Here is a 13,997-nt window from a genome sequence, read left to right as displayed (position 1 = left end):
TCGTCGGAAACTTTTTCTGGGGGCTTGACCAGACGTGTCCTGGGAGCTGAACACGATTGGCGTGCTTGCTGATAGCGTAGTACGCCGCGAGCCAAAATAGTCGCCACTTCGTCGAGCGGATCAGCCTCATCCCATCCGCGATGCGAGCGGTACGTCATTCCTTATTACCTCATCCATCAAGGTGCGGACTGTTAACCGGTTCGCATTTCCAATACGTCGTTTCGAGTCCGTGCGCTCGGAATCTGTGCGAATCATAGAATTTTCTTTCCGGAGAGTAGACGTGAATGAAGACGAACTCGATGATCTTTTGAAACAAGGAGAAGTGAAAGAAACCGAGGGACTACTTGCCAGAGTCGAAAGAGAGAAAGAATGGGAACGCGAACTCCGTTTGAAATATGCGTTCGATGAGCTCAATGTGCAGCCGCGAGACTTCCATTTCGAGACGGGCAAATTTGAGAAGTGGGATGCACATCCGCACTGCCCGCCACCAGAGATGTATTGGGAATGGTACGCCCAACGTGTCATCCGAGTTGCCAATTTGATTGTTGAAGATGGATGGAAGGGCGACCTGGATAAACTCGAGGTCAATGCGATGAATGGAAAGATTGCCAAAGGACTTCTTTCTCACGCGTTGGAGGGAAATGAGAAGTCGCTGGCTAAGAAGATTAAGAAGGCGGTAATGCGTGTTGAAGATGAGGACGGACAGGACACAAAGGCATGGCTTGTTGTAAGGATCGTCCAGTTGCTTCGGGATCCGCCCTCAACGAAAGTGGAGGATGAAGGTGAATGCCAAGTGAATGAGAGTCACGTAGTCGACACAACCGACGATTCTTCGCGTAAGAAGAGGTGGGTATGGCAGGAGGTTGCCAAGGTTCTCAGTCATATGGTTGATATTGGAGATGAGTACACCGGTCCGGATAAGCTGGCAATTAGAATTGGGTGCTCGTCCAATACCGTTCGCAAAGCAATACGAAAAGTACCTCGACTGAAGGCATGGACGCATGAGGCAAAAAAAGCAAAGTCACATGGCTTCAATGATATTGACCAAAAGACTCATGCGCAGACCCGGGAGGTGGGACCCGCCGTGGCTGTTGAGGAGATGGAAGAGGCAGAAATGGACTTCTTTAAATTGGTTAAGGAGGCAGAAAAGGATCAGCGCGAAGAGCTGCTCCGTCTAAAGGCACTGATGCTTGACAATCCAGAAGGCTTCTGTTTCTGGGTTCAGCAACTAAAGGATGACCGGAGCGACCACGCATGACTCTGCCGCTTTGCTGAGCATATTCATGAAGGTTCATGCACCTTCAAAGTCAATTTGACCCTGTATTTTTAGGGTGTCCACGCGAAGACGTGAATATTTCGACCACTTTCGGAAGGGTTTTGTTTCCTCCTGAAAGAAAGCGAGATGTTCCATGTCTACCTCACCTCCCCGGCTCCAGACGACTGGAGTTATTGCTGAAAAGCTGGACGTGCCTCTGCACCGTGTCTTGCACGTCCTAGCCACCCGCGGCCACATCCGGCCAGCCGCTCGGGCAGGCATTCTTCGCCTGTACGATAATTCCGCGGTTGAGCAGATTCGTCAAGAGCTCGAATCGATCGAGGCGATCCGCCAACTCTCCGGTAAAGGAGGGTCGGTATGATTGCGAATCCAAATTCACATCCCGATGTCGATACGGCTCTACGGCAAACCGAATTCATCCTGAGTTCAGTGGCCCGTCGCCTGTCTGAAAAACTCCATGATCCCTCTGGGGTCGACGATTACCGCCAGGAACTCGCTCTGCATGTTCTTCAGCGGTGGGATAACTTCGACCCGTCGCGCGGCACCGTCCATGGCTTCGTCCATCACCTGGTCGAAAACCGTGAACATGATCTGATTCGGAAGTTCTACCGAAAACGACATGGCTGCGGCCAAACCATCCAGTGGCCCGTGTCTCCTCACGACGGTGAGCTCTTCGACGTGATCGACCACCGAAGTGTGCCTGGCGAAGACTGGCGAGAGGTCGATGCAGCGATCGATGGTCTCATCGCGCCTGAGAAGACCATCTGTCAGTTGTACCGCACTGGTCACACGATTTCTGAAATCGCGAACCGACTGAATCTCTCACGCAGCGCCATCTATCGGTCGCTCCAGTTTGTCGGTGAGTACTTCGAGAACCGAGGACTTCGAGAATATATCGATTTTCCGAGCGCACAGGAGGCAAACAGCGTAACTGATGTTTAGTCGCCACTTTCACCTAGCTCGGAGACCGGTCATGACAGCACCAAGAGTTGTCTATCGCTTCACATTCGCAAAACACGTTGAACGGGAGGATGTCCAGGCGGCAATCGTCCTGGCTCTGTTCGGCGTGGAGTCCCTTCATGGTCGCGCCCGCATTCGCCTCGACGCGGCTCATCTATTTGATGCTTCTCAAATGACCTGTGTGGTCGACGCCAGCAATCAGGTTGGCGTCGATCTCAGCCGCTTGTTCGCCGGTTTCCTGCTTCGGGAAATCGGTGACGACAGCTTCCGGGTCGAACGGATCGAGAAGGATGGTAAATCGAAGTTCAATGGCCATGGAATGCCAGGAGGTGCTGCGTGATTGTTCAAACCGGGGCAGACGCTGCCCTTGAATACATCCAGCGTGGGTGGTCGGTCGTCCCGATACCGTACCGCTCGAAGAACCCTGGCTTTACGGGCTGGCAGAAGGTTCGGATCACGCAAGAAGAACTTGGCAAGTATTTCGATCGTAGTCGGCAGAACGTGGGGGTGTTGATGGGCGAGCCGTCTGGTTGGCTCATCGACATCGACTTAGATAACCCGCGGGCTGTTGAACTCGCTAAAGAATACTTACCGCGAACAGATGCCAAGTTTGGACGTGATTCCAAGCCTCGGTCGCATTGGATCTACCGAGTGTCGTCACCCATGGAGACGCAGAAGTTCCGCAGCAAGTCAGCTGGCATGCTCGTGGAGATTCGATCGACGGGCGCACAGACCGTGTTTCCGCCGAGTGTTCATGAGTCTGGCGAGCAGATCGACTGGGACCGAGATAATGCGGAACCAGCGGTTGTGGATCCTGAAGAACTTCGACAATGCGTTGAACGACTGGCGAATGCGGTGTTCGAGGAGCTTGGCGAGACACCTCCACCGCCGGAAGAGGATCTGCCGCCTAACACCGAGCAGTCGACGCCTAAGGCGACATTGGACATCGATATGGCCAAGCGTGCTTCCCTATGCCTGGCCGCGATGCTACGGATCGGTGTGACCGATAAGGGTGACGGTTCCCATCGGCTTTTCGCCGCGGCCTGCCGGACCGTCGAGTTTGACCTGGATGACACCACTGCCTTGGCAACCATCCAGAATTACGCTCGTGAGAAGCCATTTCCCAAGGACTGGACCGATGAAGAAATTCTACAGCGGATTCGGGACGCGGAGCGTAAATGTCATCGCGGGCAGGCCTTAGAAGTCGACCAAGAGGGTTACGTGCCGCTTGGCAATCGTGATCCGGTGACTGGTCGCGTGGTGCTTTCGCCGAAGAGGACGATTCCGACGGCGGAAGCCTATGTCCAAGAGTTTCACTCGCATCCGGATGGTCGCACGATTCACTTTTATGCCAGTCAATTAGTGGTCTGGCGGGACAACCGATACGTCCAGGTCGAGGACTATGAAGTCAAAAAGCGTCTGCAGAACTGGCTCCATGGCGCCCTTCGTTATGTTCGCAGCCGTGGTAAGGAGCAGCTAGAACTTATCGACTTCGAGTCGAACCCGAATACCGTCAATGCGGCACTTGAGTCGCTTCGAGGTCATGTCCACCTTCCAGATACTGTCGCGTCGCCTTCGTGGCTTGGTAGGCCACCGAACGATGTTGATGTCGAGGATGTCCTGCCGTGTCGGACTACGTTGCTTCATCTTCCCACGATGGAACGCCTCCCACCGACCCCACGCTTTTTCACGCTTAACGCGCTGGATGTTGACCCAGATCCTTTGGCGCCGGAGCCAAAAAACTGGTACCAGTTCCTCCATCAATTGTTCGATGGGGACTGTGAATCACATGACCTACTGCAGGAATGGTTCGGCTACTGCCTGACCGCGGATACGTCCTTGCAGAAGATCCTGCTTATGGTGGGGCCAAAACGGAGCGGGAAAGGAACGATTGCACGCGTGCTGAGACGACTCGTCGGGGAATGCAATGTAAGCGGTCCGACTACTTCCAGCCTGGCAGGTAACTTCGGTCTCCAGCCGCTAATAGGTAAATCTCTAGCAATCGTCAGTGATGCCCGATTCCACGGTGAGAATGTTTCCACGGTGGTGGAGCGTCTTCTCTGTATCTCCGGAGAAGATGCTCTCACGATCGATCGGAAGCATATGCCTAGTCTCACGACGAAGCTGAACACACGCTTCATGTTCCTCTCGAACGAATTTCCACGGCTCAATGACTCAAGCGGTGCTTTAGCCGGGCGGTTCATGATCTTGCGATTCCACCATAGCTTCTTTGGCAAAGAGGACCCTAGGCTTACCGAGCGACTGCTTGCCGAATTGCCTGGCATTCTGAATTGGGCCATTGAAGGCTGGCAGCGTCTCCATGAGCGTGGTCACTTCGTCATGCCCAGTGCCGTCGAGGATGTCGTTCAGGAAATTGAGGACCTGTCCTCCCCAGTTGCTGCGTTCGTGCGTAACCGGTGCATTGTGGGGCCAGGATATCGCATCAGTACGAACTCCCTCTATGACGCGTGGAAACAATGGTGTGATGACGAAGGCAGGCAACTCGTCTCGACCAAGCAAACCTTCGGTCGCGATCTGGCCGCCGCCGCTCCTGGCGTCACTCGCCGTCGGGGGACCACCGAGAATTTCTACGAGGGCATTTCTCGAATGGGAGGTATCTAATGTTAAACGAGGTAGGCATGGAGTTTGTGGTAAGGGGTTTGGGGATTTACCGTCGCGCTCCGTCGCGACGTTTCCCACTGTTATCGCGGGTGCGCAGGCGCGCACACACGCACGTGATTATCTCCAACTGCAATGGGAACCTACGCGACGGTGCGCGACGGTAGCCTCACCTTAGACTTTTTAGATTTCGATGATCCGATTGACGATTTGGTCCACCGATGAATGGCAGAAATGGGGGATGAGGACGCCGATGGCTGGTGGGCATCTCGACACGTTGGTCATCTTGATTACGCCTGCCGCTCCTCAGCGCGAGGATTCAACACCTCTTCGGGGGTAGTGAAGGGTGACCGGGTTCAGCAACCACCAATCGAAAATACACAGCACGTCGAGGCATGCCACTGCGACGTGTGTACTTCCACGATTGTCGAGTAAGGATCAAACAATGAATAGGAAGGAATCGAAGGTCAAACGCTGCCAATTGGTCGATTGGTATTCTCAAGGTGAATCGCAAACGGTCGAGGTGGACGGCGTGTGCATCGTTATCCGGCTGGTCGGTCGAAAGGGGCGTCGGGCTCGGATTGCGATCACGGCGCCGTTGGGGGCGAAGTTCTCCACGCCACCAAGCGAACTAGAGCAACAGTTGCGAGGTGAGCTTAGCGATACCTAGGGAGGCATAGAACTGCAATTAACAAGATCGCCGTACACAGAGCGTGACTAGCTTTTGATCACACGCTTCGAGTTCTTGACTCACATGACTTTAACTGGCTGCCCTGGATTCACGACGCTTGTCGACCTTTTCGCGATAGAAGACGATCCTAATGTGCTTCATGATTGGTGCATCCGGCAACCATCGCTCATAGACCAATAATGGTACGCCGTCGTGCGTTCTTCCGTAGGCAAGGGACTGTGACTTGGGCCCTGACGCGCGGAAAAACAGAATATCGAACGTCGTATATCCTTGGTCAGGAATTCCTGTGCTCCTTAACCCGTGATGAGAATCGTACGACCAACTGGCGCAGTAGAAATCACCGTTACTAAAGATTGCTTTTAGATCGTCTTCCAGTTGTTCTCCCTTTCGGAAAGCTTCCTCGTCGGAATATGCGTCTTCGGGCCAAACGTGAGTCGTGTTTACTAGTTGATTGATTTCGGCATCGTATTGGCTGTGAATGAACGTCTGATAGGAACGGATGCGAAGGTAACACCACGTTGGGTACGCGACCACTAGGACGACGACTGTGATCAAGATTGCGTATAGTCGACGACGAGACTTCATCAAAGGTAAGCTCCGACCTGAATACTCTGCGTAGTACTACGGCAAGCGGCTTTTGTTGGCCGACTGACAGAGCGTGTTCTGAATTCTATCTGCCAACATGTTCGGCGTCACGTACTTTTCGATCGGATGAACCTGCGCTGACCAACACTTATCTTCGTGTTTCGTATCAAATACATCGCCACTAACATAGCAATGCCCACCCCGCATCGAGTAAAATACGTGCAACACCAGTGACAAGAGATTTCTGGTTCTCTTGTCCGCCGCCCTGGATCGCCAGGGCCGCACTCCGCATCTCGGAGCTACCAGCACGAACACTTGTGCGTAGGCAGCTCTATCTGATGAAGATCGAACAGTGGAACGTTTCTGACGTCACCCCCTATCCCAGCAACCCTCGCGTGAACGATGGCGCAGTCGATGCCGTGGCCAAGTCGCTCGCGGAGTTTGGATTTCGCCAGCCAATCGTAGTGGATGAAGCAGGTGTGGTTATCGTCGGCCACACGAGACTCAAGGCGGCTCAGAAGCTGGGCATGACCCAGGTACCGGTTCATGTAGCTGAAGGGATGAGCGATGAACAGATTCGAGCCTACCGAATCGCGGACAATCAAACGGCGACCATTGCCGAATGGGACTTGGATCTACTGCCGATCGAACTGAACGCCCTTAAGGACGCCGACTACGATCTGGGGCTACTTGGCTTCAAGGATGACGAACTGGCCAAGATGCTCAGCGGTGATGTGAAGGACGGGCTGAACGATCCCGATGATGTGCCTGAGCCACCAGATGATCCGGTCACACAGCCAGGCGACTTGTGGATACTTGGCGACCATCGATTGTTGTGTGGTGATAGTTCCAAGGTCGACGACGTTGATCGATTACTTGATGGTGCGGTGATTCATCTGGTGAATACCGATCCTCCGTACAACGTGAAGGTGGAACCGAGGTCGAAGAACGCCATCGCCGCGGGCAATAGCAGCTTTGCGGACTCGAGCAAACGTAAATCAAATGGTGCTCCGAAGAAGATGCGGTCCAAGGATCGACCGTTGGCGAATGACTTTGTGTCGGATGAAGAATTCGATCGACTGCTCGATGCCTGGTTTGGCAATATGACTCGCGTGCTGGCACCGGGGCGTGGATTCTACATCTGGGGCGGCTACGCTAACCTCGGCAATTATCCACCCGTTCTAAAGAAGCATGGTTTGTATTTCAGCCAAGCCATCGTGTGGGACAAGCTTCACCCAGTGCTGACGCGAAAGGATTTTCTAGGGTGTTTTGAAATTGCGTTCTACGGTTGGAAAGAGGGTTCCGCCCACAAGTTCTACGGGCCGCACAATGTGCCTGATCTATGGCACGTCAAGAAGATACCGCCCCAGCAAATGGAACATTTAACGGCCAAGCCTGCCGAACTGGCTGTGCGAGCCATGCAATACTCCACGGTCGCCGGTGAGAACGTCTTGGACCTATTCGGTGGCAGCGGGTCAACGCTTATTGGCGCCGAACAGACGGGACGTAAGGCCTACCTGATGGAGCTCGATACCTACTACTGCGACACGATTGTCGACCGCTTCCAAAGATTCACTGGCAAGCCAGCGGTACTAGAAAGAACGGGAGACTCGCCTATCCCGATGAAGGCCAGAGAGGAGGCGATGCGGTGAACGCTCTAAAGAATCTTACCCAGCAAGCTTTGGTTCATCACGTGGATCGCCTCGACCGCAGTCAGGTGCTCCTCAATCAGCACGTGGTCGTTCGTCTCTCCAACCCCGATGTCGGCGAACTCGAGCGATTGGGCCAGGCTCTGCAGGCCTTCAACCGCTTTGTAGTACGCGTCGCGAATCTCTTGGTATTGGTGTGGGTCCATCTTCTGGAAGGCGTCGCGAAGCTTGGTTTCGTGGTCGTTAGCTGGCATAGTTCGGTCTCCGGTTTGGGTGTCGTTTCTTATATGGCATATGAGCCATACGTGCTGGAAAACATCAAGCATGGTTCGGCACAATTCAGCAGCTTTCTCGTTGGCCGCGACATTTGGCCGTGTGACGTCGAAACAGACAACTGCCCTCACTATGCCCAGAACAAAAAAACGCCCAAACGTGGCGAACGTCGGGCGTTGTGGGCGAAGTGTTTGGTTGTCCTAGCCGTTGGTCGCGAACTTACCTCGTTCGGTCTTCTTGAACCGGGCGTCTTTGCCTTTGGTGTTAATCTCCCGCATGATCGCGCTGTGGAGCGTGGCGTGCGGCGTCTTGCCGCCTGGACTGGACCAATAGCCTTTCTCTGCCATCGCTTCGACCATTTGTTTGGTGTTGAGTGGTTCGGTCGATTCGCTCAGGACCTTGGCTGCTGCGCTGAGAGCCGACAAGCGTTTGGCAACGGGTTCTTTTTCAGGCTTTGCTTGCAACGGCTTCGACGCCTTGGTGGTACGGCGATTAGCTGTGCCCTTCTTGGTGGCGGAAGGCTTACGAGTCGTTTTCTTTGTGGTCATGAGTCTTCTCCGATAGGTAATTCGTTACTCGCGAACTGTTTCGCGTGGACACAAATGAGCCATGCATTCGGAAACACATCAAGCGTTGTAGCGAGAGAAGCAAATGATTTCGTATCAACTCTCAGACTAATGAAAGGAACGTGATGCCAAGACGAATCAAAAGACGAAGCGAAACGATTAAACCGGTCGGGCGAACGATCGCCTCAATCCGCCACGGCTCCGCCCAAGACCGTGGTTACGATGCCGACTGGGAACGCATTGCTAAGTGGCGAAGGCAACTCGATCATCACCTTTGCCAAGAGTGTTTAAAGCGTGGTCTCCATACCTCGGCCAAGGACGTCGACCACATCATTCCGATTCACGTGCGACTCGATTGGCGACTGGAGATAGGCAACACCCAAGTGCTCTGCCGAACACATCATCGAGCGAAAACGGAGTGTGACAAAGGGCTATTTGGCTCAAGTACCGATACGAATCCAAGTGCCATTCAGCAAACCCGCAGAGATGCCGTTAGAAGGCTCCAGGAGCCACCGAGAGGCCCCCGGGGCGGGTCACATCCTCCGGGGATCGTGCACTGTACCGCCGCGTACCCAACACAGGCGCGCCCGCGAAATTGGGCGCCAGGGGGTGTTAACCAATGAGAGGACGCAAACCCAAACCGACGGTGCTTAAGATTCGCGAAGGTAATCCCGGGAAACGGGCTATCAATCACGATGAACCGAATGCACCCAGCAGTATTCCATCGTGCCCAGACTTCCTGGATGAAGTTGCTCAAGACGAATGGTTCCGCATTTCCGAGATTCTCAATGAGATGGGATTACTCAGTTCGGCGGATCGCGCGGCATTAGCCGCCTACTGCACAGTCTACAGCCGTTGGGTTCACGCGGAGGAACAGGTCAAGAAATTCGGCACCATCGTGAAGTCCCCCGAGAAAGGCTTTCCGATGAAGTCGCCTTATCTGACCGTGGCGGACCAGGCGATGGAGACGATGCGAAAGTTCCTTGTCGAGTTCGGTCTCACGCCGTCGAGTCGCAGTCGTCTCCGCGTCGAAGCGAAAAAGAGTGCCGAAGATGAATTTGATACGTTCGTGGGAGCAGGGTAGTGGACGTAACGCAGCAGTGGGTGAGAAGCTCAAATGACGAGCGTGCCGTCGAGAATGGTTGCTGGTTCGATGAGAATGCCGCTCAGCGCGTGCGTGAGTTTTTCCTGCGGTTTCTCAAACACTCTAAGGGCCAATGGGCCAATCAACCGTTCGAACTGTTGGATTGGCAATGGAAGGACGTCGTGGCGCCCCTGTTCGGTTGGAAGCGGGCAGATGGGACACGTCGTTTTCGCCGCGGTTATATCGAGGTGCCGAAGAAGAATGGCAAGAGCACCCTTTTCGCAGGATTGAGTCTTTACCTACTAACGTGTGATGGGGAACCAGGGGCCGAGATCTACAGCGCGGCCTCGGACCGTGACCAAGCGTCCATCGTCTTCAATGAAGCGGCCAACATGGTGGACTACTCGCCACATCTGGCGTCGAGGCTGAAGGTGGTCCGCTCCACAAAACGGATCGTGGACCATCGTAGTCGTTCGATCTATCGGGCTTTGTCCGCCGAAGTGCCCACCAAAGAAGGCCTCAACGCCCACGCGGTTTTGATGGACGAGCTGCACGCTCAGAAGTCACGCGAACTGTGGGACACGCTACGATACGCCGGTGCCTCGCGCCGACAACCGCTCATGCTGGCCATCACGACCGCTGGCTACGACCGACTCAGTATCTGTTGGGAACAGCACGAATACGCTCGCCAGGTCTTGGATGGAACCGTTGAGGACACGGCGTTCTTCCCGTACATCTCCGCTGCAGATGTCGAGGATGACTGGACAACACCTGGGGTATGGCAGAAAGCCAATCCCAGCTTCGGCATCACGATCGACGCGGAGCAGTTCGCCGAGGACTGCCGTGAAGCCCAGGAATCGCCCGCCAAAGAAAACTCGTTTCGCAGGTATCGCCTCAATCAATGGACCCAGCAGGAATCGCGCTGGTTGAATATGGAGAAGTGGGATGCGTGCGACGAAGAATTTGATGAGTTAGATGGTCGCACTTGTTTCGCCGGGTTGGACCTCTCTGCGACTACCGATATCTCGGCACTGGTTCTCGTGTTCCCTGGCGATGACCATTATGACGTGCTGCCGCTGTTCTGGGTGCCGGAGGAAGGTGCCAGGCGGCGTGAGAAACGCGACCATGCACCATACGTGCCCTGGATTCAGCAGCGACTTATCGAAGCGTCTCCTGGCGAGGTGATTGATTACGAACGCATTCGGTCCAAGATCAACCAACTGGATAAGCGTTTCAAGATCGAGCAGATCGCCATCGACCGGTGGAACGCGACCCAACTCGCCACGCAGTTAGATGACGACGGCTTCAAGATTGTGTCGTTCGGCCAAGGCTATGCGAGCATGTCGGCACCGACAAAGAAGTTGGAAGAGTTGGTGCTATCCCAGAAGCTACGCCACGCCGGGAATCCTGTTTTGCGTTGGATGGCGGGTAACGTGGCGATCGAACAAGACGCGGCCGACAACTGGAAGCCGTCGAAGAAGAAAAGTCAGGAGCGGATTGACGGGATTGTGGCGCTCGTGATGGCCGTGGATTTAGCGACTCGGCATGTGGAGTACGAGAGTATTTATCGAGAGCCGGGTGGGTTGTTTTTGTAGTGTCGGAACATTTCGCGATCGTAGTGAATGCGGTTATCGTTCTTGATAAGATGGTGTCTCCCAAAATGGTCGTCTCTCATCACTCGAGCCAGCTCTCATGCCCGAACGCCCCAAGCGTATTCTTGTTGCCCTTTATCACTCCTACATCGACACCTCGAGTGGGGCGGCGATTTCTTTGCGGGATTTGATGGAAGGGTTGGCTCGGCATGGGTGGGAAGTGCGGGTGTTTTCGGGGCCTCGCTTGGATTTTGAAGAGCCGAAGACGAACGAGGAGCTGTTAATCGAACAGGGCATTCACTTCAAGACCTATAAGGCATCGGATCAAGGTGTCGATATTCGCCTGAGCTTATTTCGGTCGAATGGGGTGGATTGTGGGGTGTGGGTGCCGAGTGACCCTCAGGCCAGTCCCAGCAAGGCGGTTGGAACGGCTTGGCTCAATGCTTATCGCGAGGTACTAGAGTCGTGGCGGCCTGACTTGGTGATTACCTATGGTGGGTTTTGGATGACCGGTCCTTTAACGCAACTGGCGCGGAACGCCAGGGCCCGAACGGTCTTCTACCTATGCAACTATGCCTACAAAGATGCGAAGTTTTTCCAGGACTTTGACGTAACCATAACGCTCTCCAACTTTCATGCTCAGTGGTACCGGGAAAACGTCGGGATTGAGAGTGTCCCGATTTATCCGTTGATGCCGCGTGAAAGGTATGTGTGCGCGCCTGACCCGGAGCGGCGATTCGTCACGTTCGTCAACCCGCAGCCGCATAAAGGTGTGTTCGTGTTTGCCAAGATTGCCGAAGTGCTTGGTAAGCGTCGGCCTGATATTCCGCTGCTCGTCGTCGAAGGTCGGGCCTCGGTGGACTGGCTGGCTCGGACTGGGGCGGATCTTTCTCAAGCGAATCTCCATCGGATGCAAAATACGCCAGATCCGCGAGAGTACCTGCGTGTCACGCATTCCATGCTGATGCCGTCGGTCTGGCAGGAGTCTTTTGGACGCGTGGCTGCTGAGGCGATGATGAATGGGATTCCGGTGATTGGTAGTGATCGAGGCTCGCTGCCGGAAGTGATTGGCGATGGGGGTGTGCTGCTGGAGATTCCGGAACGGATTCGGCCGGAGACGCAACTGCTACCGACGGAGGAGGAAGTTGAAGATTGGGTGAGGGCGGTTGCGATATTATGGGATGAGAATGACCATCCTCTATTTTTCGCCGAAGCGATAGAACGAGCAAATAACTGGTCAGAGTATTCGATTGTGGACAACTTCGCGAGAATCTAAGTTGAGAAAATCGATCGTGTCTGGCGAGAATTCACTTCTGCAAACGCCGTTGTCCCGGTTTTCTCCGGGGAATGTCATTCTCGCCGATCGCTAGTACGCCTGGTCCTGGCTCCTGGCCCAGGGCGAGATGCGTAACTTTGATCTGGTGCCTCGAGTTCATCATCTGCGTCGAGCTGATTACCGCAAGAAAGTTTACTGTCACGTGATCGGCGATTGCGTCATCCGCGCGGCCATGATCGCGTCGGCCTTAAAGTTCCGATGTTGTCCGAACAGGCTGAGCTTTACCGGAGCCCTGCAAGCGATCGAGGAGTTCGCAGCTTACCTTCGCCGACACTCTGGCCGTTATCCTGAACAGTGGGAATGCGTGCTGCAAACGATCGCCAAGTTGACGTAGGCGATTGCCGAAACCGCAAAAAATCCCGCAAGACCAAATACTGCCCAAAGTCTTGTAAACTTCTGCAAACCCCGCGCAACCCCAACCGAATTTCCTAAATTACAGCAACTTAGGACTATGCTTGTGCGATTCAATCCCAGGGCAATTCCACGTTCAATTGCCGTTAAAACCCGCATAAACCGAGTCCATCACCGTCTCGTCCCAGCCGCCGCGGAGGCGTTTTCCGCAGATGTTATCTTAGACGGGGTGTCCTGATTCAAAATATTGAGGGACAGGCGGCGGAACGCGGCGGTGATTTCAGGGGCCTGGTCGCGGCGGATGCGACTCGCGTCTTCGGCAAAAGTTACATCAAGCACCCAGTGCTGGCTGTTCTAGATTCGCCGGTGATCTCGAATCAGCCCAGCCAGGTGCTTGACTCGGGACGGATGACTGCCTGATAAAGAAAGACGTTTCGCACTGCTGCTTGTCGCCTGACTGACACTCGCAATAAACCATCCCCAACGACCCCAGGTTTGGCCACCGCGCGAAGGAGTTGTCTTTGAGCGGCTTGATCGTGTAGTAAATACGAAGCTCCTTGCGGCCGTGCGAACATTCGCGGGACGTGTGCTTGCGAAGTCCCGGGACTTGATAGTTTCGCTCGCCGAAGTCGGCAAACATCTCGAGCAACTTGAGATGCAGCGTCTCTTGGTTCCCCTTGGCGGTCAGCAGGCAATCGCCGCCGCCAGCGACAATCGCCTAAGCCGTTTCGATCTGGCAATACATCGCGCCGAGTGTGACCGTGGCCCCGGCAAGTTCCAGCAGTTGCAAGAGCTGAGGCACTGCCAGTTTCTCGTTGCATTTCCTTTCGACTGACATCCGCCGCAGGCACAATCGTGACGAGGTCGCAAAGGCAGTGATGGTGTGCAAGGGTGAATGCCCGGCCGCCCGAACGAACGAGCCTCGTAGCGTCTTGCAGTCGATGGCGATCTCCTGACCACGCAATGTTCCCGCGACCTGATCGCCCCAGCCGTGCATGGCGGGCGAGAAACTGGC

At 54.7% G+C, this 13,997-nt stretch carries 16 protein-coding genes; 12 read left to right on the top strand and 4 right to left on the bottom strand.

The genetic code is table 11. From position 1 onward, the window contains the following. Window positions 1–280 precede the first annotated feature (280 nt). The 6 genes from C5Y83_RS28305 (at window position 281) to C5Y83_RS28280 (ending at window position 5,525) form a co-directional block, all read left to right on the top strand. The gene (locus C5Y83_RS28305) at window positions 281–1,258 is read left to right on the top strand and encodes a hypothetical protein (protein ID WP_105333185.1); all 978 of its coding nucleotides are present in this window, start codon (window positions 281–283) and stop codon (window positions 1,256–1,258) included. A 151-nt stretch (window positions 1,259–1,409) separates the two neighbouring features. Then, window positions 1,410–1,637, top strand: coding sequence for a hypothetical protein (locus C5Y83_RS28300; RefSeq protein WP_105333184.1), 228 nt, complete (start codon window positions 1,410–1,412; stop codon window positions 1,635–1,637). After that, window positions 1,634–2,218, top strand: a complete 585-nt coding sequence (locus C5Y83_RS28295) for a sigma-70 family RNA polymerase sigma factor (RefSeq protein ID WP_105333183.1) — start codon at window positions 1,634–1,636, stop codon at window positions 2,216–2,218. The genes C5Y83_RS28300 and C5Y83_RS28295 overlap by 4 nt, the downstream gene beginning before the upstream one ends. Before the next feature lie 31 nt (window positions 2,219–2,249). Further along, complete coding sequence (locus C5Y83_RS28290; RefSeq protein WP_105333182.1) at window positions 2,250–2,576, top strand: hypothetical protein; 327 nt, start codon at window positions 2,250–2,252, stop codon at window positions 2,574–2,576. Further along, window positions 2,573–4,858, top strand: coding sequence for a phage/plasmid primase, P4 family (locus tag C5Y83_RS28285; protein ID WP_105333181.1), 2,286 nt, complete (start codon window positions 2,573–2,575; stop codon window positions 4,856–4,858). Before C5Y83_RS28290 ends, C5Y83_RS28285 begins: the two co-directional genes overlap by 4 nt. 442 nt (window positions 4,859–5,300) lie before the next feature. Beyond that, a complete protein-coding gene (locus C5Y83_RS28280; protein ID WP_105333180.1) occupies window positions 5,301–5,525 on the top strand; it encodes a hypothetical protein in 225 nt (74 codons plus the stop codon). A gap of 90 nt (window positions 5,526–5,615) precedes the next feature. Here C5Y83_RS28280 and C5Y83_RS28275 read toward each other — a convergent pair whose 3' ends face one another. Then, window positions 5,616–6,131, bottom strand: coding sequence for a hypothetical protein (locus C5Y83_RS28275; protein ID WP_105333179.1), 516 nt, complete (start codon window positions 6,129–6,131; stop codon window positions 5,616–5,618). A 338-nt stretch (window positions 6,132–6,469) separates the two neighbouring features. Between C5Y83_RS28275 and C5Y83_RS28270 the strand changes: the two genes are divergently transcribed. Then, window positions 6,470–7,783: a DNA modification methylase gene (locus tag C5Y83_RS28270; protein WP_105333178.1), complete on the top strand. Its 1,314-nt coding sequence runs from the start codon at window positions 6,470–6,472 to the stop codon at window positions 7,781–7,783. A gap of 5 nt (window positions 7,784–7,788) precedes the next feature. Here C5Y83_RS28270 and C5Y83_RS28265 read toward each other — a convergent pair whose 3' ends face one another. After that, the gene (locus tag C5Y83_RS28265; protein ID WP_105333177.1) at window positions 7,789–8,034 is read right to left on the bottom strand and encodes a hypothetical protein; all 246 of its coding nucleotides are present in this window, start codon (window positions 8,032–8,034) and stop codon (window positions 7,789–7,791) included. Window positions 8,035–8,253: 219 nt separating this feature from the next. Beyond that, window positions 8,254–8,601 (bottom strand): HTH domain-containing protein, encoded by a 348-nt coding sequence (locus C5Y83_RS28260; RefSeq protein ID WP_105333176.1) that lies wholly within the window; start codon window positions 8,599–8,601, stop codon window positions 8,254–8,256. A gap of 143 nt (window positions 8,602–8,744) precedes the next feature. Here C5Y83_RS28260 and C5Y83_RS30260 point away from each other — a divergent pair, with 143 nt between their 5' ends. The 5 genes from C5Y83_RS30260 (at window position 8,745) to C5Y83_RS28235 (ending at window position 12,965) form a co-directional block, all read left to right on the top strand. Next, the gene (locus C5Y83_RS30260; protein ID WP_105333175.1) at window positions 8,745–9,242 is read left to right on the top strand and encodes an HNH endonuclease; all 498 of its coding nucleotides are present in this window, start codon (window positions 8,745–8,747) and stop codon (window positions 9,240–9,242) included. Next, window positions 9,239–9,703 carry a phage terminase small subunit P27 family gene (locus C5Y83_RS28250; RefSeq protein ID WP_105333174.1) on the top strand — a complete coding sequence of 155 codons (465 nt, stop codon included), beginning with the start codon at window positions 9,239–9,241 and terminating at the stop codon, window positions 9,701–9,703. The genes C5Y83_RS30260 and C5Y83_RS28250 overlap by 4 nt, the downstream gene beginning before the upstream one ends. After that, complete coding sequence (locus tag C5Y83_RS28245; RefSeq protein WP_199195170.1) at window positions 9,703–11,298, top strand: terminase large subunit; 1,596 nt, start codon at window positions 9,703–9,705, stop codon at window positions 11,296–11,298. Before C5Y83_RS28250 ends, C5Y83_RS28245 begins: the two co-directional genes overlap by 1 nt. 97 nt (window positions 11,299–11,395) lie before the next feature. Continuing rightward, the gene (locus C5Y83_RS28240; RefSeq protein ID WP_105333173.1) at window positions 11,396–12,571 is read left to right on the top strand and encodes a glycosyltransferase; all 1,176 of its coding nucleotides are present in this window, start codon (window positions 11,396–11,398) and stop codon (window positions 12,569–12,571) included. 127 nt (window positions 12,572–12,698) lie between these two features. Further along, a complete protein-coding gene (locus C5Y83_RS28235; protein ID WP_105333172.1) occupies window positions 12,699–12,965 on the top strand; it encodes a hypothetical protein in 267 nt (88 codons plus the stop codon). A 735-nt stretch (window positions 12,966–13,700) separates the two neighbouring features. Here the strand turns inward: C5Y83_RS28235 and C5Y83_RS30255 are convergent. Next, window positions 13,701–13,979 carry an ISAs1 family transposase gene (locus C5Y83_RS30255; protein WP_409994604.1) on the bottom strand — a complete coding sequence of 93 codons (279 nt, stop codon included), beginning with the start codon at window positions 13,977–13,979 and terminating at the stop codon, window positions 13,701–13,703. Window positions 13,980–13,997: the final 18 nt, after the last annotated feature.

The sequence above is a fragment of the Blastopirellula marina genome (assembly GCF_002967765.1).
In the GTDB taxonomy this organism is placed as follows: Bacteria; Planctomycetota; Planctomycetia; order Pirellulales; family Pirellulaceae; genus Bremerella; species Bremerella marina_A.
This window is presented reverse-complemented; position numbering and strand designations above follow the sequence as displayed.